The organism is Streptomyces neyagawaensis (assembly GCF_023516595.1).
Taxonomy (GTDB): domain Bacteria; phylum Actinomycetota; class Actinomycetes; order Streptomycetales; family Streptomycetaceae; genus Streptomyces; species Streptomyces neyagawaensis.
The window spans coordinates 93610-112530 of sequence record NZ_JAMGBG010000067.1 but is presented as its reverse complement, the minus strand read 5'-3'; the positions used below and the strand labels follow the sequence as shown (position 1 = coordinate 112530).

The 18921-nt window shown below is 73.3% G+C and carries 18 protein-coding genes and 1 pseudogene; 9 read left to right on the top strand and 10 right to left on the bottom strand.

The features are described from left to right. Positions 1-57 precede the first annotated feature (57 nt). Positions 58-1002: an RNA polymerase sigma-70 factor gene (locus M8J73_RS26775; RefSeq protein WP_055540706.1), complete on the top strand. Its 945-nt coding sequence runs from the start codon at positions 58-60 to the stop codon at positions 1000-1002. Between the two features lie 150 nt (positions 1003-1152). Beyond that, a complete protein-coding gene (locus M8J73_RS26770; RefSeq protein ID WP_055540705.1) occupies positions 1153-2382 on the top strand; it encodes an NAD(P)/FAD-dependent oxidoreductase in 1230 nt (409 codons plus the stop codon). Positions 2383-2545: 163 nt separating this feature from the next. On the opposite strand, the gene M8J73_RS26765 is transcribed toward M8J73_RS26770, so the two are convergent. From M8J73_RS26765 to M8J73_RS26735, 7 genes are all read right to left on the bottom strand, one after another. Continuing rightward, the gene (locus M8J73_RS26765) at positions 2546-3592 is read right to left on the bottom strand and encodes a hypothetical protein (RefSeq protein WP_249829157.1); all 1047 of its coding nucleotides are present in this window, start codon (positions 3590-3592) and stop codon (positions 2546-2548) included. Between the two features lie 125 nt (positions 3593-3717). Then, the gene (locus M8J73_RS26760; protein WP_249829156.1) at positions 3718-4014 is read right to left on the bottom strand and encodes an SCO5918 family protein; all 297 of its coding nucleotides are present in this window, start codon (positions 4012-4014) and stop codon (positions 3718-3720) included. Positions 4015-4056: 42 nt separating this feature from the next. After that, on the bottom strand, positions 4057-5796 hold the full coding sequence (locus M8J73_RS26755; RefSeq protein ID WP_055543231.1) for a DEAD/DEAH box helicase: 1740 nt from the start codon (positions 5794-5796) through the stop codon (positions 4057-4059). Positions 5797-5941: 145 nt separating this feature from the next. Then, positions 5942-6145 carry a cold-shock protein gene (locus M8J73_RS26750; RefSeq protein WP_007383480.1) on the bottom strand — a complete coding sequence of 68 codons (204 nt, stop codon included), beginning with the start codon at positions 6143-6145 and terminating at the stop codon, positions 5942-5944. A 231-nt stretch (positions 6146-6376) separates the two neighbouring features. Next, the gene (locus tag M8J73_RS26745) at positions 6377-6715 is read right to left on the bottom strand and encodes a MerR family transcriptional regulator (protein WP_055543232.1); all 339 of its coding nucleotides are present in this window, start codon (positions 6713-6715) and stop codon (positions 6377-6379) included. Between the two features lie 1030 nt (positions 6716-7745). Beyond that, complete coding sequence (locus tag M8J73_RS45300; protein ID WP_308408364.1) at positions 7746-8099, bottom strand: hypothetical protein; 354 nt, start codon at positions 8097-8099, stop codon at positions 7746-7748. Between the two features lie 848 nt (positions 8100-8947). Next, positions 8948-9646, bottom strand: a complete 699-nt coding sequence (locus tag M8J73_RS26735; RefSeq protein WP_249829155.1) for a DUF4232 domain-containing protein — start codon at positions 9644-9646, stop codon at positions 8948-8950. Positions 9647-9890: 244 nt separating this feature from the next. On the opposite strand from M8J73_RS26735, the gene M8J73_RS26730 reads away from it, so the two are divergent. The 6 genes and pseudogenes from M8J73_RS26730 to M8J73_RS26705 form a co-directional block, all read left to right on the top strand. Further along, entirely contained in the window at positions 9891-10607 is a 717-nt protein-coding gene (locus tag M8J73_RS26730) for a polysaccharide deacetylase family protein (RefSeq protein ID WP_055537958.1), read from the top strand. Between the two features lie 229 nt (positions 10608-10836). After that, entirely contained in the window at positions 10837-11541 is a 705-nt protein-coding gene (locus M8J73_RS26725; protein ID WP_055537957.1) for an RNA polymerase sigma factor, read from the top strand. Then, complete coding sequence (locus M8J73_RS26720; protein WP_055537956.1) at positions 11538-12650, top strand: CU044_5270 family protein; 1113 nt, start codon at positions 11538-11540, stop codon at positions 12648-12650. Before M8J73_RS26725 ends, M8J73_RS26720 begins: the two co-directional genes overlap by 4 nt. A gap of 289 nt (positions 12651-12939) precedes the next feature. Further along, complete coding sequence (locus tag M8J73_RS26715; protein WP_055537955.1) at positions 12940-13614, top strand: lytic polysaccharide monooxygenase auxiliary activity family 9 protein; 675 nt, start codon at positions 12940-12942, stop codon at positions 13612-13614. 197 nt (positions 13615-13811) lie between these two features. Further along, the gene (locus tag M8J73_RS26710; RefSeq protein ID WP_249829154.1) at positions 13812-14867 is read left to right on the top strand and encodes a hypothetical protein; all 1056 of its coding nucleotides are present in this window, start codon (positions 13812-13814) and stop codon (positions 14865-14867) included. Between the two features lie 326 nt (positions 14868-15193). After that, positions 15194-15673 (top strand): annotated as a pseudogene (locus M8J73_RS26705) (MarR family winged helix-turn-helix transcriptional regulator); the annotation flags it as partial. A 571-nt stretch (positions 15674-16244) separates the two neighbouring features. Here the strand turns inward: M8J73_RS26705 and M8J73_RS26700 are convergent. The 3 genes from M8J73_RS26700 to M8J73_RS26690 form a co-directional block, all read right to left on the bottom strand. After that, entirely contained in the window at positions 16245-16688 is a 444-nt protein-coding gene (locus tag M8J73_RS26700; RefSeq protein WP_055542651.1) for an anti-sigma regulatory factor, read from the bottom strand. A gap of 70 nt (positions 16689-16758) precedes the next feature. Then, positions 16759-16902, bottom strand: a complete 144-nt coding sequence (locus M8J73_RS26695; protein WP_157873365.1) for a hypothetical protein — start codon at positions 16900-16902, stop codon at positions 16759-16761. Between the two features lie 164 nt (positions 16903-17066). Beyond that, positions 17067-18236, bottom strand: coding sequence for a PP2C family protein-serine/threonine phosphatase (locus M8J73_RS26690; RefSeq protein WP_055542652.1), 1170 nt, complete (start codon positions 18234-18236; stop codon positions 17067-17069). A gap of 203 nt (positions 18237-18439) precedes the next feature. Here M8J73_RS26690 and M8J73_RS26685 point away from each other — a divergent pair, with 203 nt between their 5' ends. Then, positions 18440-18874: a MarR family winged helix-turn-helix transcriptional regulator gene (locus M8J73_RS26685; protein WP_055542653.1), complete on the top strand. Its 435-nt coding sequence runs from the start codon at positions 18440-18442 to the stop codon at positions 18872-18874. The last annotated feature ends 47 nt before the right edge of the window (positions 18875-18921 follow it).

Here is an 18921-nt window from a genome sequence, read left to right as displayed (position 1 = left end):
GGCCCTGAGGCGTCCGTCACGCGCGCGCGGCGGAGGACACCGCCTAGGATCCGGGACATGGCGTTGACGATGGACGACGTGGACCGGTTCGAGGCGGCGAGGCCCCGTCTGGAGGCGATCGCCTATCGGCTCCTCGGCTCGGCGAGCGAGGCCGAGGACGCCGTGCAGGAGACGTTCCTGCGCTGGCAGGGGACCGACGCCGACCGGATCGAGGTGCCCGAGGCCTGGCTGACGAAGGTGCTCACCAACCTGTGCCTCAACCAGCTCACCTCGGCCCGCGCCCGCCGGGAGACCTACGTCGGCCAGTGGCTGCCCGAGCCGCTGCTCTCCGGGGACCCGATGCTCGGCCCCGCCGACACCGCCGAACAGCGCGAGTCCGTCTCGTACGCGGTCCTCACCCTGCTGGAGCGCCTCACCCCCAACGAGCGGGCGGTGTACGTGCTGAAGGAGGCGTTCGACTACCCGCACCGGGAGATCGCCGAGATCCTCGACCTCAGTGAGGCCGCCAGCCAGCAGATCTTCCACCGCGCGAAGAAGCACGTCGCGGCGGGCAAGGCGCGTACGGAGATCGACGAGGCGGCGGCCCGGCGGATCGTCGAGGAGTTCCTCGCGGCCGCCACCAGCGGGAGGACCGAGCCGCTGGTGAAGCTGCTCACCGCGGACGCCATCGCGGTCGGCGACGGCGGCGGGAAGGTCCCGGCCCGCTCCAGGGCGTTCGAGGGCGCCCTCGCGGTCGCGAAGTTCATGCGGGGCCTGTTCAAGCCGACCCCGGCCAAGCGGGCCGTCATCGGCGGCTCCGCCGCGATCCACGTCACGACGGCCAATGGCGGCCCCGCGATCCTCGCGGTCGTGGACGGCCGGGTCGTCGGGATCACCTGCCTGGAGATCGACGCGGAAGGCATCGTCGCGTTCCGCAGCCAGGTCAACCCCGACAAGCTGGAACGCGCGACGGAGGTCTGGGCGGCCACCGACCACGGGGAACCCCTGTTCCACGCCTTCTGAGTTCCACGCCTTCGCGAGCCAGGTCACCCCTCCCCACTGAGGTGTGACCTGGTTCACATTCACTTCCTGTCAGGAATCCGCGGGCTGCCCGGTTCAAGGGGCGTGACCGAGCAAGGCAGAGCGTCGGACCCGCGCAGACAGGAGCAGGACATGCAGCACCGCATCATCGTTCTCGGAGCCGGCTACACCGGAGCCATCGCCGCCGGGCGCCTCGCCAAGCGGCTGCACCGCGACGACGTCGCCATCACCCTCGTCAACGCCGAGCCCGACTTCGTCGAACGCGTCCGCCTGCACCAGCTGGCGGCCGGCCAGGACCTCAAGCCCCGCCCGTTCGACGAGATCTTCGCCGGCACCGGCGTGGAGCTGAAGCTCGGCAAGGTCGCCGGTGTCGACGCGGACCGCAGGACGGTCTCCGTGGTCGACGCGCACGGCGCCGGAACGCAGGAACTGGAGTACGACACCCTCGTCTACGCCCTCGGCAGCGGCTGGAACCCGCAGGGCGTCCCCGGCACCGCCGAGCACGCCCACGACATCTCCGGCCGCGCCGGGGCGCTCCGGCTGCGCGAGCGGTTGGCCGGGCTGGACGCCGGACAGCCGGTGGTCGTCGTCGGCGGTGGACTCACCGGTCTGGAGGCGGTGACCGAGATCGCCGAGAGCCGCCCCGACCTGGACGTCGCCCTCGTGGCCCGCGGCGGCTTCGGCGACTGGCTCTCCGACAAGGGCCGGGCCCATCTGCGGAAGGTCTTCGGCAGGCTCGGCATCACCGTGCACGAGCACGCCGCCGTCACCGCCGTCGAGGCCGACCGCGTCGTGACCGACGGCGCGTCCGTCCCGGCCGCGGTCACCGTGTGGGCGACCGGCTTCGCCGTCCACCCGATCGCGGAGGCCACCTCGCTGGAGGTGTCGGACACGGGCCAGATCGTGGTCGACTCGACCATGCGCTCGGTGTCGCACCCCGAGGTGTACGCCATCGGCGACGCGGCCCTGGCGATGGGCCCCGGCGACAAGCCGCTGCGGATGTCGTGCGCCTCGGGCGTCCCCACCGCGTGGCAGGCCGCCGAGGCCATCGCGGCCCGCCTGACCGGCGTCGAGCCGCCGAAGATCCCGCTCCGCTACTTCCAGCAGTGCATCTCGCTCGGCCGCAAGGAGGGCCTGATCCAGTTCGTCACCGCCGACGACCAGACGCTCCCCAAGGCCCTCACCGGCCGCCTCGCCGCCCTCTACAAGGAGATCATCTGCAAGGGCGCGGCCTGGGGCGTCGCCCACCCGACGGTCGGCAGCATGCCGGTCCGCCGCCGCCGGGCGGTGCAGCAGCCGACCCGAACCGTCCGGGACGACGCGGCGCGACAGACGGAGCGGACCGCCGAGGCGGCGGCCTGAGCCGTACGGCGGTGACGGCCCCTCGGAAGGCGCGCCCCGACCCCCACGGCAGACCAGTCCGGCGGGCGGAGCGGCGCCCTCGACGAGAGGGCCCCGCTCCGCCGCCCGGACGCGACCCGCTCCGCGCCCCGGACCCTGCCCTCCCGCCACGACACGGTCCGCGTCAGAGGTACCGAGCCGATTCCCTGTCGTACAAGGCACGCAGCCAGGGTGCGCGGACGGCGGGCAGGCGGGACAGGGCGTGGAGGAACACCTGGTCCACGAGCCACACCGACCGCGAGGGGCGTGGCGGCAGGGGGTCGTCGCGTTCGACCCCGTCGGGCAGCCGCCCGCGCGCGGGCACGGGAAGGCGGTCGTCGTGGAAGGCGAGCCCCAGCCACACCTCCGCGTCGAGCGGCACGGCCGCGACGCCGGGCGGCGGCACCCACGGCTCCCCGGTCTGCGGATGGCGCGGGACGATCGCGAGGTCCGGCACCGGGTCGGGGACGGGCAGCCCGGGCCCGGCCAGGGCGGCGCGCAGGGCGGGCGGGCCCGGCGGGAGCAGGGTGTCGAGGGACCGGCGGAACGCCGCGGCGAGCGGACCGTCGGGGACGCCGACCGGCGCACCGCCCGAGGCCGCCACCAGATGGGCCAGTGTCACGGAGACCGCCAGCTCCCAGCGGGGGTTCCAGGCGCCGTACGCGTCGACCGGCGGGGTGCCGCGCTCCCGCTCCACGACGGCCGACCAGGTCATGACCGGGCGGGGCGGCCCGTCGGCGACACGGCGGACGGCGTTCGGCGCGAGCCAGGTCGCCTGCCACAGGGAGCAGTCGTCGATACGGGTCCCGACCTCCTGCCCACACCGGGCGCAGGCCAGGTTGGGCCCGTCACGGCCGTCGAGACCGCAGCAGAACCCGCCGGTGCGCTCGGGGATCAGTACGGTGCCGTGGGCGTCGCCCGGTGCCATGACGATCGCGCCGGGCGCCCCGAAGGACAGGCCGTACACGGGCGCGAACACCCCGCGGGCCTCCGCCTCGGCAGGGTCGATCTCGTTCCACCGCCGCCACGGCGGCCCGGACTGCTCCGGGTCGACGGCGTACGTTCCCGCTCGCATCAGCACGGGCAGGGTGATCCCGTTGCCGTAGGTGTGACGGGCGTACGCGATCCACGCGACCCGCGACAGCGGCGCCGTCAGCACGGCGTCGCACCGCGCGCACGTGAACACCTCCACGGGCCCCTCCCCCTGTTCGCCCGCAGGAGTATGGGGCGATCGGCGGTCACGGGGCCAGGGGTTTTCGGCGCGCGGGGCCGGTCAGCGAGCGGGCCGTCGTCCGCCGGCGGTGCCGGCGGGGCGGGTCACCAGCCTGTCGCGCTCTCGTCCGTGAGCGCGCTCCAGGCCGGGGCGGCGGGGGCGGGGGGAGCGGCGTCCTGGCAGGCGAAGCCGAGCCGGGTCAGTGCCCGGCGCATCTCACCGGTGGTGAAGTCGCGCCGGTTCTGCCGGGTGATCACTTCCCCGACCTGCATCACCGGGTAGACACGGCGGTTGATGGTCACGGCCACGCCGACCACCGGTTCGGGGGCGATGCCGCTCAACGACTGCTCGACCTCGCTCTTGGTCAGGTCGAAGGGGAATCGGGCGATGACACAGCGCATGGATGCCTCCAGGGATAGGGGGGTGCGACACCGGAAGGGCCGCTACACGTCGCTCCCGGACGCGGGCCGTCGACCGCGCTCGGCGCCCCGGCCGCCACGGCTCCGACTCGTTCCGTCGCGGCCGCTGCCGCTGCGACCACTTGCTTCTCGGCCGCTGCCGCTGCGACCGGTTCCGTCGCGGCCGCCGCCGCTCCGGCCGGTTCCCTTGCCCCCGCCGGTGCCGGGGCCGGTGCCCGTGTCGGGGCGGGTGCCCTTGCCGGTGGCGGGGCTGGTCGCCGTGCGGTCGGTTCTGCCGCGTCCGCCGGTCCGCCGTGTGCCGGTGCGGCCGGGGTTGCTCCTACGGCTGCTCGGCGCGGCGGCCGGTGCCGGGACGGTGAGGGTGAGGGTGACGGGCACGCCGGACGGGGTGCGGGCGCCGGTGATGCGGTGCAGTTCGGGCTCGCCGGGGCGGACCCGCGCGGAGTTCGGCGTGATGCCGGCGTCGGCCATCAGCCGGTCCATCTCACGGCGCTGGTGCGGTAGGACGAGGGTGACGACGGTGCCGGACTCGCCGGCGCGCGCGGTACGGCCGCCGCGGTGCAGATAGTCCTTGTGGTCGCCGGGCGGGTCGACGTTCACGACGAGGTCGAGGTCGTCGACATGGATGCCGCGGGCGGCGACGTTCGTGGCCACCAGCACCGTGACCTGGCCGTCCTTGAACCCGGCGAGCGTCCGGTTGCGCTGCGGCTGGGACTTGCCGCCGTGCAGCGCCGAGGCGCGCACGCCGACGGAGAGCAGATGCTTGGCCAGCCGGTCGGCGGCCCGCTTGGTGTCCAGGAACATGATCACCCGCCCGTCGCGCGCGGCGATCTCCGTGGCGGTGGCGTGCTTGTCGTCGTCCTGCACGTGGAGCAGATGGTGCTCCATGGTGCTGACGGCGCCCGCGGACGGGTCGACCGAGTGGACCACGGGATCGTGCAGGTAGCGGCGTACCAGCAGGTCGATGTTGCGGTCCAGGGTGGCCGAGAACAGCAGCCGCTGGCCGTCGGCGTCGACCTGGTCGAGCAGCGCGGTGACCTGCGGCATGAAGCCCATGTCGGCCATCTGGTCGGCCTCGTCGAGGACGGTGACCGTGACCTGGTCGAGTTGGCAGTCGCCGCGTTCTATGAGGTCCTTGAGGCGGCCGGGCGTGGCGATGACGACCTCGGCGCCGCCCCGCAGCGCGCTCGCCTGGCGGCCGATGGACATACCGCCCACCACGGTGGCGAGCCGCAGCCGCAGCGCGCGGGCGTAGGGGGTGAGCGCGTCGGTGACCTGCTGGGCCAGTTCCCGGGTGGGGACGAGGACCAGGGCGAGCGGCTGCCGGGGCTGGGCCCGCTGTCCGTTCAGCCGGGCCAGGACGGCCAGACCGAAGGCGAGCGTCTTGCCCGAGCCGGTTCGGCCCCGGCCGAGCACGTCCCGGCCGGCCAGCGCGTTCGGCAGGGTGGCCGCCTGGATCGGGAACGGCGTGGTGACGCCTTCGGCGCCGAGCGCGGTCAGCAGCCGTGCGGGCAGGTCGAGTTCGGTGAAGGAGTCGACCGCGGGCAGCGGCTCGGTGAGGGTGACCGGCAGGGTGAACTCCTGCGGTCGGGCGGCGGAGCGCGCTCCCGCGCCGCTCCTGCGCGTACCGGCGGGGCGGGACTGCTTCCGGCCCGCGTCCTGCGCGCGGAAGCGGCCGCCGCGGCTGCCGCCGGCGGATCGGTTGGTGTCGGTCTCCGTGCGGAGGCGGCCGGAGCCACCATGACCCCGACGGGTGCGGTTCATGAAGGAACCCTCCTCGATGCGGCGTATCGAGGAATTCCGTCCGACGGCAGGGGCCGCGCGAGGATTCGCAAGAATGAGCCGAAGAAAATACGAAAAGGCCCGCACCCCAAGAGTGCGGGCCTCAGTCGTTCAGGTCGCGTCAGCGTCAGGCGGGAACGATGTTCTCGGCCTGGGGGCCCTTCTGGCCCTGCGTGACGTCGAAGGTAACCTTCTGGCCTTCCTGAAGCTCGCGGAAGCCGCTGGTGGCGATGTTCGAGTAGTGGGCGAACACGTCAGCGCCGCCGCCGTCCTGCTCGATGAAGCCGAAGCCCTTTTCCGCGTTGAACCACTTCACGGTGCCAGATGCCATATTGAATCTCCCTTGGGGGGCAGTGCCGGATCCGCACTTTACGGATCCGAGTCGCCGCGATGATCACCCCTCCGGAAAGATCCGGAAAGCTCTGCAAAGAAACAAATCTCTGGCAACCAAAACTGCAACTGCTATCACGCTAACACAGGCAGGACCGCCGCCCCCCGTGCGTTTTCGGCGGCGCGCGGGAATTCTCGACCCGCCGTGGCCCCTAATTCTGTAACGGCGGGACTAGGTATCCGCGCCGTGGTCGCCCATCCTCCGGCGCATGTCCTGGTTGAGACGGAGGGCCGCGTCGAGCTGGTCCTCCAGGGAGATGATGCGGCAGGCGGCCTCGATGGGGGTGCCCTGGTCGACGAGTTCGCGGGCGCGGGCGGCGACGCGCAATTGGCGGCGGGAGTAGCGGCGGTGGCCACCCTCCGAACGCAGCGGGGTGATCAGCTCGGCCTCGCCGAGGGCGCGGAGGAAGGCGGGGGTGATGCCGAGAACGTCGGCGGCCCGCCCCATGGTGTAGGCGGGGTAGTCGTCGTCGTCGAGATTCCCGGCGGCGCGGGCGTTCTCAGCGGGCATGGCACCTTCGTTTCGGGGACGCGGGGAGGGGCCCTGACGCGGGCCCGGAGCGACGGCGCGGCACCCGTTGCTCCGCGCGCGATCCGGCACCGGGATCCTCCACCGGCTGCCTCGTGCCAACCCTAGCTCCGGCGGCCCCGCAGATGTGTGCTCGCGGCGACAGACTTTCACCGCGGTGCGACCCGTCACCCCCGCCCCCCACCCGAGACACACGACACCACGGACGGACCAGTACACGCCGTCCAGCACGCCGCTCCAGCACCCGCCGGGGCGGCTCGGCGCCGGTCCGGCGCCGCCGATGGCTCCGCGCCGGTCCAGCATCCGCCCGGGTGGCTCCGTGTCGGCAACGGCTCCGCGCCGGTCCGGCATCCGGCGAGGTGGTCCCGCGCAGGTCCAGCGCCGTCGACGGCTCCGCGCCGGTCCAGCATCTGGCGGGGCGGTCCCGCGCCGGTCGAGCGCCCGCCGGGTCGGCTCCGGGCCGGTCCGGAACCCCGCCGGGTCGGCTCCGCGTCGGCAACGGCTCCGCGCCGGGCCAGCACCCGTCGGTCCACCACCCCGCCGGGTCGGCTCCGCGCCGGTCCGGCATCTGGCGGGGCGGTCCCGCGCCGGTCGAGCGCCCGCCGGGTCGGCTCCGGGCCGGTCCGGAACCCCGCCGGGTCGGCTCCGCGTCGGCAACGGCTCCGCGCCGGGCCAGCACCCGTCGGTCCACCACCCCGCCGGGTCGGCTCCGCGCCGGTCCGGCATCTGGCGGGGCGGTCCCGCGCCGGTCCGGCATCCGGGGGTCCCGCGCCGGTCGAGCGCCCGTCGGTTCGGCTCCGGGCCGGTCCGGAACCCCGCCGGGTCGGCTCCGTGTCGGCAACGGCTCCGCGCCGGGCCAGCACCCGTCGGTCCACCACCCCGCCGGGTCGGCTCCGCGTCGGCAACGGCTCCGCGCCGGGCCAGCACCCGTCGGTCCACCACCCCGCCGGGTCGGCTCCGCGCCGGTCGAGTGCCGCCGACGGCTGTACGCCGGTCCAGCTCTGCCCGGCGGCTACGCGCCGGGCACGGGTGGCGCGGCGTGCGTGCAGCAGGGCTCGTCGGGGTGGGTGCGTTCGCCCTGGGAGCGGCTGCTGTACAGCCATGGTCCGGCCGCGTGCGGGGAGCCAATGGCGAGGTGGGTGTCGACGGTCAGATGGAGCAGCGTGCTGCGTCCGTCGGGGCCCGTGGGGTAGCTGCGGGGTTCGTCGCAGTGGAACACCCGGCGCAGGACACGGGCGACCCGCTGGGCCGTGGCGGGGTCCGCCGCGACCACCCGCACCTCGGCGAGCCCGGCACCCACGTGCGGGGCCCACCGGACGTCTGGGGTGCTGTCGACGTCATCGACGAGGCCGTCCCAGGTACGCATGGACGCCACCGCCCTCCACTACCGCCCCCCTGGCCAGTACATCCACGGTACCCCTGAGCCCCTCACCCGACTGAGCACACACCCCGCCCGCCCGCAGTGCAGGCAGCGACCCGCCCCGCCACGGGCTGCCGCCCCCAGACATCTCCGGTTCGTCCGACGGCTCCGGCCCGCCCCCAGCAGGTCACAGCCGGGCTGCGGCCACGGGCTGCGGCCCGTCGGACGTCTCCGGTTCGTCCGGCGGCTCCGGCCCGCCCCGTCAGGTGGCAGCCGGGCCCCCGCCACGTGCTGCCGCCATGGGGGCCCCCGCCATGGGGCCCCCATCATGGGCTGCGGCCCGCCGGACGTCTCCGGTTCGTCCAAGGGCTCCGGCCCGCCCCCGCAGGTCGCAGCCGGGCCCCCGTCATGGGCCCCCGCCACGGGCCCCGCCCACCGGGAGTCTCCGGTGCCCGGCCCGCCCCTCAAGCCCGCGCCTCGCCGGCTGCCTCGGCCTGCCTTGCGCCTCCTGGCCAGCCGCAGGCTGCCGCCCGGCCGGCTTCTCGGCTCGTCGACGGCTCGCTTCGAGGGCGTGCCAGGCCCACTGGTTCCGGTCTGTCCACAGGTTGCGACTCCCCACCGGCTCCCGCTGCCCCTGTGGCTCCGCTCGCCACAGGCTTCCGCGCAGCTCGTCCGCCGACCTGGCGCATCCAGTCCTTCACGGACCTCAGCCCTCCACAGGCTCCCGCCCGCCCGGCGTCCCCAGCTCGTCCGACGGCTCTCAAGCCCCGGCCCTTTTCGGCCCAGCCCTTCGTCCCCTGCCCTCCCCCTGGCCCGCCGCTGTGACCGTCAGGCGACGGGCGGGGGCGGCGGGGTCAGTACGTCAGCGCGTCCTCGGCTGTGCCGAAGAAGCTGGTCACCTGGCTGTCGTTGACCGTGACGGGGCCGTCGTTGATCGGGACGGTGGTGGGGCTCTCCGCGGCGGTGAGGGCGATCTCCACCTTGTCGGCGCTCTTGCCGCCCGGCGTGTCCGCGCGGGAGAACAGGATCCCGGCGTACGCCTTCTCGCCGGCGTTCAGGATCCAGTCCTCGCCAGTGGGGCCCATGTGCTCGGCGGCGCCGTCGAGCGCCGGGATCGTGATGACCAGTTCGCCGGCCGGCAGCACACAGGGGTCGCCGCTGTTGTTCGTGGCGGTCAGCAGCGCGTGGTTGACCGGCTTGGAGGCGACGGTGACCTGGTAGCTCAGGTCGGTCGTCTCGCACATGCCGACACCGCCGTCCTGGTCGTCCGTGGCGGGCTCCGACGCCCCGGAGGTGCCGCCGCTCCCGGAGGAGCCCCCGCTGCCGCCACTGCCACCGCTGCCGCCGGGGGCGTCCGTGGCGGGCTTGTCGGCGTCCTTGCCCCCACCCGTGTCCTTGCCCTTGTCCTTGCCCGGCGCCGACGGGCTCGCCGTCGCGCTCGGGGCGGCCGCGTCCTGCTCGGCGTCCCCCTTGCACGCGGTCAGGGCCAGGACCCCCAGCGAGAGCGCGGCGAGTACGGCGGTGGTGCGGCGTGCGCGAACTGCGTGAACCATCGGAAGCCCCCCGAGAGTCGGAACGTTCCGGCGATGGTGCCCCATGGGGGACATGTTTCCGCCCCCGCGTGCCGAGCGAGGGCCTTCCTCGAACAGGTTTGTGACAGTGTGACAGCGCCGATGGCCGGAAATCGCGCCCCCTTTGGCCCGGCACACACCACATTCAGCCGTAATCGCACACCCGTACATCCAGGCCCCCGTCGGGCTGGTCCTACAGGGCAACTCGCTGCCCTTGGAGGACCCGATGCACCGACGCCTCGTCACCTCGGCCGTCATCGCCGCCGTGTGCGGCACCACGCTGGCCGGCACTGCCACGACCGCCTCCGCCGCCCCCCAGGACGTCGACTGCCGCAAGGTGAAGTGCGTCGCGCTCACCTTCGACGACGGCCCCGTCACCGACACCCAGCGCCTGCTGAACATACTGAAGGAGCGGGACGTCAGAGCCACCTTCTACATCGTCGGCAAGAACGCCCAGAAGTACCCGGCGACGGTGCGCAACGCCTCGCTCGCCGGTCACCAGATAGGCAACCACAGCTGGGACCACGCCAATCTGACGAAGCTGAGCGCGGCGAAGGTCAGGTCGCAGTTCTCTCGCGCCGACGCGGCGATCAAGCAGGCCACCGGCAAGAAGCCCACCACCGTCCGCGCTCCCTACGGCGCCCACAACGCGACCGTCCGCAGCGCCGCCGGCCGGCCGCTGGTGCACTGGAGTGTCGACACCCTCGACTGGAAGTACCGCGACACCGCCCGGCTGATCAGGACCGTCAACGCGGAGACCCGGCCCGGCGACATCGTCCTCATGCACGACATCCACCGGACGACGGTCGACGCCGTCCCCGGCATCATCGCGGCCCTCAAGGCGCGCGGCTTCCACTTCGTCACCGTCGACCAGCTGTTCGCCCCGACCAAGCTGTCCGTCGGCAAGGTCGCGTACCACAACCGCGCCGCCTACCGCCCCTGACCGAAGTTCCGATCCCTCGGGCCGCGTTGTCGGGTGACGCGGCCCGAAGGTGCCGCCGGTGTGCCCGCGCCGGCAGCGGGCGTTCCGCCCCTGTGCGATGCTGCGCGCGCGGCGTCGAGTCCGACGCACGCCAGACCGAGACGGAGGAGCGCGAGGCGCGGTCGAGTGTGACGCGGGTCACGGGAAGTCGGTGTGGGGTGCCGGACAGCTCCTTGAGGTGAGCACTCATATGCGTACCCGGGTACGGGCCGGGGATCCGAGCGCGTTCGCCGAGCTCTTCGACGCCTACGCCCGCGCGGTCTACAACCATGCCTTCCGGCTGACCGCCGACTGGTCCACGGCCGAGGACGTGATGGCCGCGACGTTCATGGAGGCGTGGCGGCTGCGCGACAAGGTGGACGAGGAAGGCGGTTCGCTGCGGCCCTGGCTGCTGGGCATCGCCACCAACACCGCACGCAACCAGTACCGGAGCAGCCGGCGTTACCGGGCGGCGGCCCAGGCCGCGGCGGCGGCCGAACTCTCCGTCCCCGACCACGCCGAGGAGGTGGCCGACCGGATCGACGGCCGGCAGCGCCTCGCGACGGCACTCACCGCCCTCGCGAAGCTGCGCCGCCCCGAGCGGGAGGTCATCGCGCTCTGCCTGGGGGAGGGCCTGGACTACGAGGCCGCGGCGGAGGCGCTCGGCATCCCCGTCGGCACGGTCGCCTCCCGCCTCTCCAGGGCCCGAAGAAAGCTGCGCAAGCTCGCCGAGGCGAGCGAGGAGGAGCAGCAACGGGCAATCGGGGCAGGCCAGTTGGCCGGTGACCGCCCATCGGCGGCGCTCGCGGGAAATCTTCGAGAAAGTCTCGTGAAACGGGAAGGCGGCCGGCCTGGCCGACAGACAAGAGGCGATCACGCACACGCGATCCGGCCCGCACAGGAAGGAAACCGATGAACGCGAACACGTCCCGGCAGAACGCTGCCGCGTGGGAAGAGGGCGCCCAGCTCTTCGACCGGACGACGCGCGACCTGCCGCCGGGCCGTCACCAGTTCCACAAGGAGCGCATGATGGCCCAGATTCACGAGACGCGTCAGGCCGAGCAGACGGGCAACGACCGGGGGGCGAGGCGGACGACCCCGGCGAGGACCCGCCGGTTCGGGCTCCCGCGTCCGGCGATCACCCTGCCCGCGCTGGCCGCCACGGTGGCCGTGGCGATCGGCGCCGTCGTGGTGACCTCCGGCGGCGAGGCCCGGCAGGGCGGCCTCGCCACGGGACCGGCCCTCACCACGACCGTCGGCGTGGCGAGCTCCGAGGGCGTGCCGCAGCTGCTCGACGAGATCGCGCTGGCGGCGGCGGACGGCAAGCACCCGGTGGCCGGACCCGGCCAGTACGTCTACATCGAGTCCAAGGTCGCCGAGACGTTCGTGCGGACCGTCAACGACAAGAGCAGCCTGGCCAGCCACGCGCTGCACACCCGCCAGGTGTGGAAGTCCCCCGACGGCACCAAGGGCTGGCTGATCGACCCCGCCGTGAACGACAGCCCCGAGGGCGAGACCCTGAGCCTCCCCGACGAGCAGGGCAACACGCCGCGGGCGGACCTGAACTCCCCGTCGTACGACTACCTGGCGAAGCTGACCACGGACCCCGACAAGCTGCTGGCCAAGATCTACAAGGAGACCGAGGGGCAGGGCAACACCCCCGACCAGCAGGCGTTCACCACCATCGGTGATCTGCTCCGCCAGAGCTACCCGCCGGGGGAGCTGTACTCGGCCCTGTTCAAGACGGCCGCGAAGATCCCTGGGGTCGTCATGGTCGACGACGCGGTGGACGCGGCGGGTCGGCACGGCGTGGCGGTGGCCCGCCTCGACGAGACCAGCGGTCAGCGCGAGGAGTGGATCTTCGACAAGAAGACCCACGTCTTCCTCGGCGACCGCACGGTCCAGGTGAAGGGGACGAGCGGGGAGGACGGTCTCATCAAGCCCGGCACGGTCGTCGCCACCAGCGCCATCGTGAAGCGCGCCATCGTCGACGGGATCAAGGAGACGCCGTCCCAGGCCGGCTGACGCGGTAGCGGACCGCATCGCATCGAACGCGTCAAACGCGTCAAACGCATGGGACCTCATCGGGGCCCGCCGGGTGTCCCGGCGGGCCCCTTCGGCCCTCCCCTGCCGCAGCGATCGCGCCACGTGTGCGAGAAGTGGCGCAATCCACCGGTTGTCGCGCCGGGGTCGGAGGCGCAGCCTGTGCACTGGGAGCGCTCCCACGCTCCGTCGGAGCCCCCATCCCCACAGCGTCACTCGAAACAGCACCACCCGAAGGCACCCCCACATCCGGAAGAGGAAACCCATGACTATGACTTGTCATGATCATGCTAAAAAGAAGGTGCGCTCGCGCCCGGCGCTCCTCCTGAGCGTGCTCGCCGCCCTACTGCTCTGCCTGGTCCCCGGCAGCGGCACCGCTTCCGCCCACGGCTCGGTCATCGACCCGGCGTCCCGCAACTACGGCTGCTGGCAGCGCTGGGGCAACGACCATCTGAACCCGGCCATGGCCCAGCAGGACCCCATGTGCTGGCAGGCCTGGCGGGCCGAGCCCCAAGCCATGTGGAACTGGAACGGCCTCTACCGCAACGGTTCCGCCGGAAACTTCCAGGCCCATGTCCCCGACGGCCAGCTGTGCAGCGGCGGTCGCACCGAGGGCGGCCGGTACAACGCCCTGGACGCCGTGGGCGCGTGGAAGACGACGGACATCTCCGCCAACTTCACGGTGAAGCTGTACGACCAGGCCAGCCACGGCGCGGACTACTTCCTGGTCTACGTCACCCGGCAGGGCTACAACCCCACCACCCAGCCCCTGAAGTGGAGCGACCTCCAGCTGGTCGCCCGCACCGGCCGGTACGGACAGAGCCAGAACTACTCGATCCCGGTCAGCACCTCCGGGTACACGGGCCGCCACATCGTCTACACGATCTGGCAGGCCTCGCACATGGACCAGACGTACTTCCTGTGCAGTGACGTGAACTTCCGCTGACCTCGGCGAACCACCGCCCGCCGGACCCGCCCCCGCCGTACTCACCGGGGCCACCGGGTCCGGCGGGGGTGTCGTCCGGCGGTCCCCCGGGGCGGGGCGGGCTCTCGTGACGTCGTCCGGACCGGACTGTGACGGGGCGCTCGCCCCGATGTGTGAGGCTGGCCGTGCCGGGCCGAACGAATCAGTACGGGGGATGCGTGAGCGAGGTTCTGTACAGCGAGCGGTCGTGGAATCCGCTGGCGCGGACCGTGGAGTTGACCGAGGACCTGCTGCGGAGGGGAGGCAGGACCACACCGCTGACCGAGCTGAACCTCGGTGCCATGGCGGAGGCGTACCACCGTGGGTACTGGCTCGGGGGCGGCGGCAGCGAACGCCCACTGGCGCGGCTCGCGGAGGGGCCGGGCGTCGTCCCGGTGACCCGCGTCACCGGCACCACCGCGCCCGTCCGGGTGCGGCAGGCCGCCGAGTTCGCCCGGTCGCTGGGGGAGGTGGCGCTGCGTCAGTGCGGTGGGCCCGGTCAGGTGGCCGCCCTGGGGGAGCGGGCTCGGGCCGAGGGCGTACCGCTGTGGATCGCGCGGCGGGTCGCGCCGGGGCCCGCCGGTCCCGTCGTCGTCGCCGTGGACCGGCGCCTCGTGCGCGTGGACGTCTGGGGGCCGCACGCTCCCGTCGTACGGATCCGCGCCCCGTACGGCTACCGGCCCGACGGGGCCGACGCGTCAAAGGGCCTGCGGCTGACGGTCGGTGAGGTCACGGCCGCGCCCGCGCTGGAGAAGAGGCTGCGCAAGTCGAGGAGTTCGGTGGCGGTGCGGCTGGCCGGGCGGCGGTGGGAGCTGCGGCGCGAGAACGCGATGAGCTCGTGGCTGCTGTGCGACGGGCGGCGCGTCGCCCTGCTGTCGCGCCCTCCGCGCCGACCGGTGCCGGCGCCGGACACGGTGCTGCTGCCGCTGTCCCCGGTGCGCTACGAGAGCCGGGACCCGCTGGACGCCGTGATGGCGCAGGCGTTCGCCGTCGCCTTCGGCCTCGGTGACACGACGGGCCTCGCCCGGTTCCGCCCGACCCGGCGCCCGGCGGACGACCGTGAGCCCCTCGCCCTGGACGTGGACTGGGACCGCCCCTGGTTCAGCAACCTCGGTACGGGCGGCGACGACAACGAGTCCGGCGGCGGAGACGGCTGGGGCTCGGACGGCGGAGACGGCGGCGGGGGCGGAGGGGACGGCGGCGGCGACGGCGGTGGTGGTGGGGGTGGCGACTAGCTGGGGCCTGTCGTTTGGATCATGCCGGCTTCGGGATGCGGCGCCTTGACGCTGCCGGTGAGCGGGGCTTGGCGCGTGCAGCTGCAAGGCGGAGGAGGGCGTCGACGCGATGGGGGAGTTGGCAACCGACGACAACGCGGCAGATGTGCATGCCAAGCCCTGCGGCCCAGGCGTGATCCAAACGACAGGCCCTGGCTCGCCCTCCTCGCGCCGTGTGGCTGTCGCTCCGCCCCGGATCCGCTGGCTTGCCCGGCGGCTGTTCGGGTACCGCGTTCTCATGAGGGTGGTATCCGTATGGTCAGGCGATTGCTGAAAGCGATGGGTTCGTGACTCGTCTCAGCGGCTTCGGGGACGACGGGGCGAGGGGAGCGGGCGATGCTCTGCCCCTCGCGCTGCGGATTGCCGATGCCGTGGACAGCCTGGCGCATCTGTGGGCCGCCGCAGGTCAGGGGGCGAGTCTGCGTCTGTCGCCCCATCAGTTGCGGGCGCTGCGGATCCTGGAGTCAGGACCGGGGCTCAACCTCACCGCTCTCGCCGAGCGGATGGAGATAGGGCTGCCGACCGCCAGCCGTCTCTGCGACCGCCTGGAGGCGGCGGGCCTCGTGGAGCGCGGGCTGCATCCGCACAGGCGGCGCGAGGTGCGGCTGAATCTCACGGGACACGGCCGCCAGGTCCTGGAAGAGGTGGCGTCGAACCGCTCCCAAGCCCTCGCCACGGTCCTGGCGGCCATGCACCCCCGGGAACGGGAAGCCCTGGGCCGAGGAATGCGAGCGTTCCTCACGGCCCGGGAGGACGCCGCGGGCGGCGGGGGTTCGAGCGGGGCCGACTCGGGCGGCGCGGTTCGGGAGGGGCGCGGCCCGGACGGTGTGGGCCCAGGCGAGGGTGGAGCCGAGGGTGCGGACTCGGAGGGGGCTGCCCCAGGCGGGGGCGGACCGGGCGGGGTTGGCCCGGACGGCACGGGCCCAGGTACGGGTGGACCTGGCGACGTGGGTTCGCGTGGGGTCGACGACCACGGCAGCGGCTCGCACGGCGTCGGCCGGGACGCCGATGACCCCTGGAGCTGACGGCGTCGCGCTGGCGGGCCGACCGCTCTGACCCTTCGGGCCACTCCGGCTCTTCCAGCACCCCGACTCGGAGCCACAGGTGTCCCCGGTTGTCCGGCATCCCGGCTTACGGGTCCACCAGCAACCGTCCGGCTGCCTCCGGCTTCCGGCCGCCCCCGGCTTCCTGGTCGTCCGGCTGCCCCGGCTACCCAACCGCCTCCGGTTTCCTGGCCTTCGGCTGCCCCCGGCTCCCCAGGCGTTCCCCGCCTCCCGGCCGCGTCCGGCTCACCAGCCGTACCCGTCCCCACAGCCGAGCCGAATCCCTTCCCCGGCCCTACGCCGACCCCGACCGCGGCGCGGGTACGTCAGGGAGCCACTCGGTCACCGTGACCGTCGTGCCGGTGTCGGGGTGGCTGTCCACCGTGAAGTCCTCGACGAGGCGTCTGGCGCCGCCGAGGCCCATGCCCAGTCCGCAGCCGGTGGTGTACCCGTCGCTCATGGCCAGGTCGATGTCGCGGATGCCCTGGCCGGTGTCGACGAAGGAGAGCCGCAGCCCGCGTCGGCCGCGGTCGTCCAGCGTGGTGATCTCCGCGTGCCCCCCGCCCCCGTGGACGAGCGTGTTGCGGGCGAGTTCGCTGGCCGCCGTCACCAGCTTCGTCTGCTGGACCAGCCCGAACCCGACGTCGGCGGCGGAGTGGCGCACCTGCTGACGCACCCAGGCCAGATCGGCGTCCGAGGCGATGGGAAGACGCGTGGTCGACTCGTTCGGGGCACGCATCACGCACCCCCTTCCCGGCGGACGGGCGGGACCGCCGACGGGACGGCGGTGGATCCGGCGGGGGAGCCGGTCATCGCGGGCTCGCTCCGGCGACGGCGCGGGAGGCGGCGAGCGCGTGCGCGATCACCGGCAGCCGCCGACGCGGCAGCGTGACCGGTGCCCGGAAACCGTTCGGCTCCCGCGTCACCGCGGCGGTCGTTTCGCTTTCCGTCACGTGCGTTTCTCCCTGCCGCGAGCCCCGCGGCCGACCGGAAGGCAAGCCATCAGGCAATTATTGCCGCATAGCAACAGTAGCGCGGGGGTCGACGGCCGGACAACGCACGTGTCCCACGGGGAGGTTGTTCCCTCGGCCCTGTTCTTCCCCGCCCCGCCCGTCGGTCATGCGGCCGGAGGCCTCCCACGCCAGTCCAGGCAGACGACGAGCGCGTCGTCGTCCGCCAGGGCCTCGCCGCGGTGCCCGGTCAGCTCCCGCAGGATCGCGCGCGGCACCTCGGCCGCGGGCAGCAGCCGCGTGGAGTGGATGGCCCGCGCGAGGGCCGCGTCCCCGTACGTCTCCCCCTTCGGCGAGGCCACCCCGTGGACGCCGTCGCTGACGAAGACGAGCCGGTCGCCGGGCTCGACGTGGAAGTCCTGGGCCACGTAGTCGGTCTCCTCGAACATGCCGAGGGGAAGCTGGGCGTCGAACGTGACGTGCTCCACCGTGCCGTTGCGCAGCCGCAGCAGCTGGGGCGAGCCCGCGTCCACGACGCTGGCGTGGCCCGTGACCAGGTCGAAGTCGAACATCAGGACGGAGAGATAGCAGCGGCCCCGGTAGTGGGCGTAGACGGCCTGGTCGGCCAGGGCGGCCTGGTCGGCGATGGAGATGCCGGCCCGGCGGGCGTTGCGCAGGGCGTTGATGGCCAGGTTCGTCAGCAGCGAGGCCTCTATGCCCTCGCCCATGCCGTTGGTGACGTACAGCGTCAGCCGGTCGGCGGTGGCGGACCAGTCGAAGTTGTCGCCGAAGATGGCGTAGGCGGGCTCCAGCTGGGCGCCCAGGTCGTACTCGGGGCGGGAGCAGGAGCGGCCGGGCAGCAGCTGCCACTGCATCTCGGCGGCCAGGGTGAGCCGGTCCTTGCGGCGTGTCTGGAGATAGAGGTCGGTGTCCCGTTCGGCGACGAGCACCTCGTGTCCGAGGACGTCGGCGATGTCGGCGAGTTCTGACTCCCATTCCCGCGCGGCGGCGTCGGGCAGGGTGACGGACAGGACGCCGAGCCGGTCGCCGCGCACGCTGACCGGCAGGTGGAGGCGCGTCCGCCCGCCGGGCCGCTCCTCGTGGTACGGCTTCTGCGAACCGAAGGCCCGGCCGACCGTGGTGTTGTGCACCGACACCGGCTCCAGGGTGTGCGGCAGGACCGACACGGGCTGGAGCACGGTGAGGCTGTAGTCGGCCATGAACAGCTCGATCTCCTCCGCCCCGTACTGCTCGACCAGTACGGAACGCGTGGCGTCGAGCAACGCGTGGGGAGCCGCGGTGCGCAGCGCGCGCTCGGCGGCCAGGAATCTCTTCATGACGGGCTATACACCAATCTTTCTCCGCGGGGATGCGTGCCTGCGCTGTGAGGCCGGGTCCGGACGGGTCGCGCCGGGCGCTCGGGGCATCCACGCCGTCTGCGCGCCGAGGTCCCTAGTACGCTGACAGTCAGCCCAGCGCCTGCGAGAGTGTGACCGTGACTGCCTTCCGCCGCCGCCCAGAGCCTGACGAGGTCGCGCGTGTGACCACGACGGCCGTCGAGCTGCTGGAAGTCGTGTGGGGCCGTGCCTCCACCGCGCCCACCTCAGCGTCCCAACTGCGTGTCCTGCACATACTCGAGCACCAGGACGGCATCAACCTGCGCACCCTGGCGGAGACGCTGGCGTCGACGCCGCCGTCCACGAGCCGGCTGTGCGACCGGCTGCACGCGGCGGGGTTCATCGAGCGGGTGGTGAGCGCGGAGGACAGGCGCGAGGTGCGGCTGCACCTCAGCGGCCGGGGCCGTGCCTTCCTCGCCGACCTGCGCACCCGCAGGGAGCGGGAGCTGCGGAAGGTGCTGGCGGACATGCCCGCGGCCAAGCGGACCGCCCTGTTGGAGGGGCTGGAGTCCTTCTGCGCCACCGCGGCCACGCAGATCCACGACGAGGCCCCGGACTCCAGCAGCCGGACCGCCTGAGCGGTCCCGGGCGGCGTCGGCGGCACCGCCGTGCGACCGCGACGGCG

What these genes read in the sequence shown, in the direction of transcription:
- M8J73_RS26775 (WP_055540706.1), top strand. Translation starts at nt 58, where the DNA reads ATGGCGTTGACGATGGACGACGTGGACCGGTTCGAGGCGGCGAGGCCC.
- M8J73_RS26770 (WP_055540705.1), top strand. Translation starts at nt 1,153, where the DNA reads ATGCAGCACCGCATCATCGTTCTCGGAGCCGGCTACACCGGAGCCATC.
- M8J73_RS26760 (WP_249829156.1), bottom strand. Translation starts at nt 4,014, where the DNA reads ATGCGCTGTGTCATCGCCCGATTCCCCTTCGACCTGACCAAGAGCGAG.
- M8J73_RS26755 (WP_055543231.1), bottom strand. Translation starts at nt 5,796, where the DNA reads ATGAACCGCACCCGTCGGGGTCATGGTGGCTCCGGCCGCCTCCGCACG.
- M8J73_RS26750 (WP_007383480.1), bottom strand. Translation starts at nt 6,145, where the DNA reads ATGGCATCTGGCACCGTGAAGTGGTTCAACGCGGAAAAGGGCTTCGGC.
- M8J73_RS26745 (WP_055543232.1), bottom strand. Translation starts at nt 6,715, where the DNA reads ATGCCCGCTGAGAACGCCCGCGCCGCCGGGAATCTCGACGACGACGAC.
- M8J73_RS45300 (WP_308408364.1), bottom strand. Translation starts at nt 8,099, where the DNA reads ATGCGTACCTGGGACGGCCTCGTCGATGACGTCGACAGCACCCCAGAC.
- M8J73_RS26735 (WP_249829155.1), bottom strand. Translation starts at nt 9,646, where the DNA reads ATGGTTCACGCAGTTCGCGCACGCCGCACCACCGCCGTACTCGCCGCG.
- M8J73_RS26730 (WP_055537958.1), top strand. Translation starts at nt 9,891, where the DNA reads ATGCACCGACGCCTCGTCACCTCGGCCGTCATCGCCGCCGTGTGCGGC.
- M8J73_RS26725 (WP_055537957.1), top strand. Translation starts at nt 10,837, where the DNA reads ATGCGTACCCGGGTACGGGCCGGGGATCCGAGCGCGTTCGCCGAGCTC.
- M8J73_RS26720 (WP_055537956.1), top strand. Translation starts at nt 11,538, where the DNA reads ATGAACGCGAACACGTCCCGGCAGAACGCTGCCGCGTGGGAAGAGGGC.
- M8J73_RS26715 (WP_055537955.1), top strand. Translation starts at nt 12,940, where the DNA reads ATGACTTGTCATGATCATGCTAAAAAGAAGGTGCGCTCGCGCCCGGCG.
- M8J73_RS26700 (WP_055542651.1), bottom strand. Translation starts at nt 16,688, where the DNA reads ATGCGTGCCCCGAACGAGTCGACCACGCGTCTTCCCATCGCCTCGGAC.
- M8J73_RS26690 (WP_055542652.1), bottom strand. Translation starts at nt 18,236, where the DNA reads ATGAAGAGATTCCTGGCCGCCGAGCGCGCGCTGCGCACCGCGGCTCCC.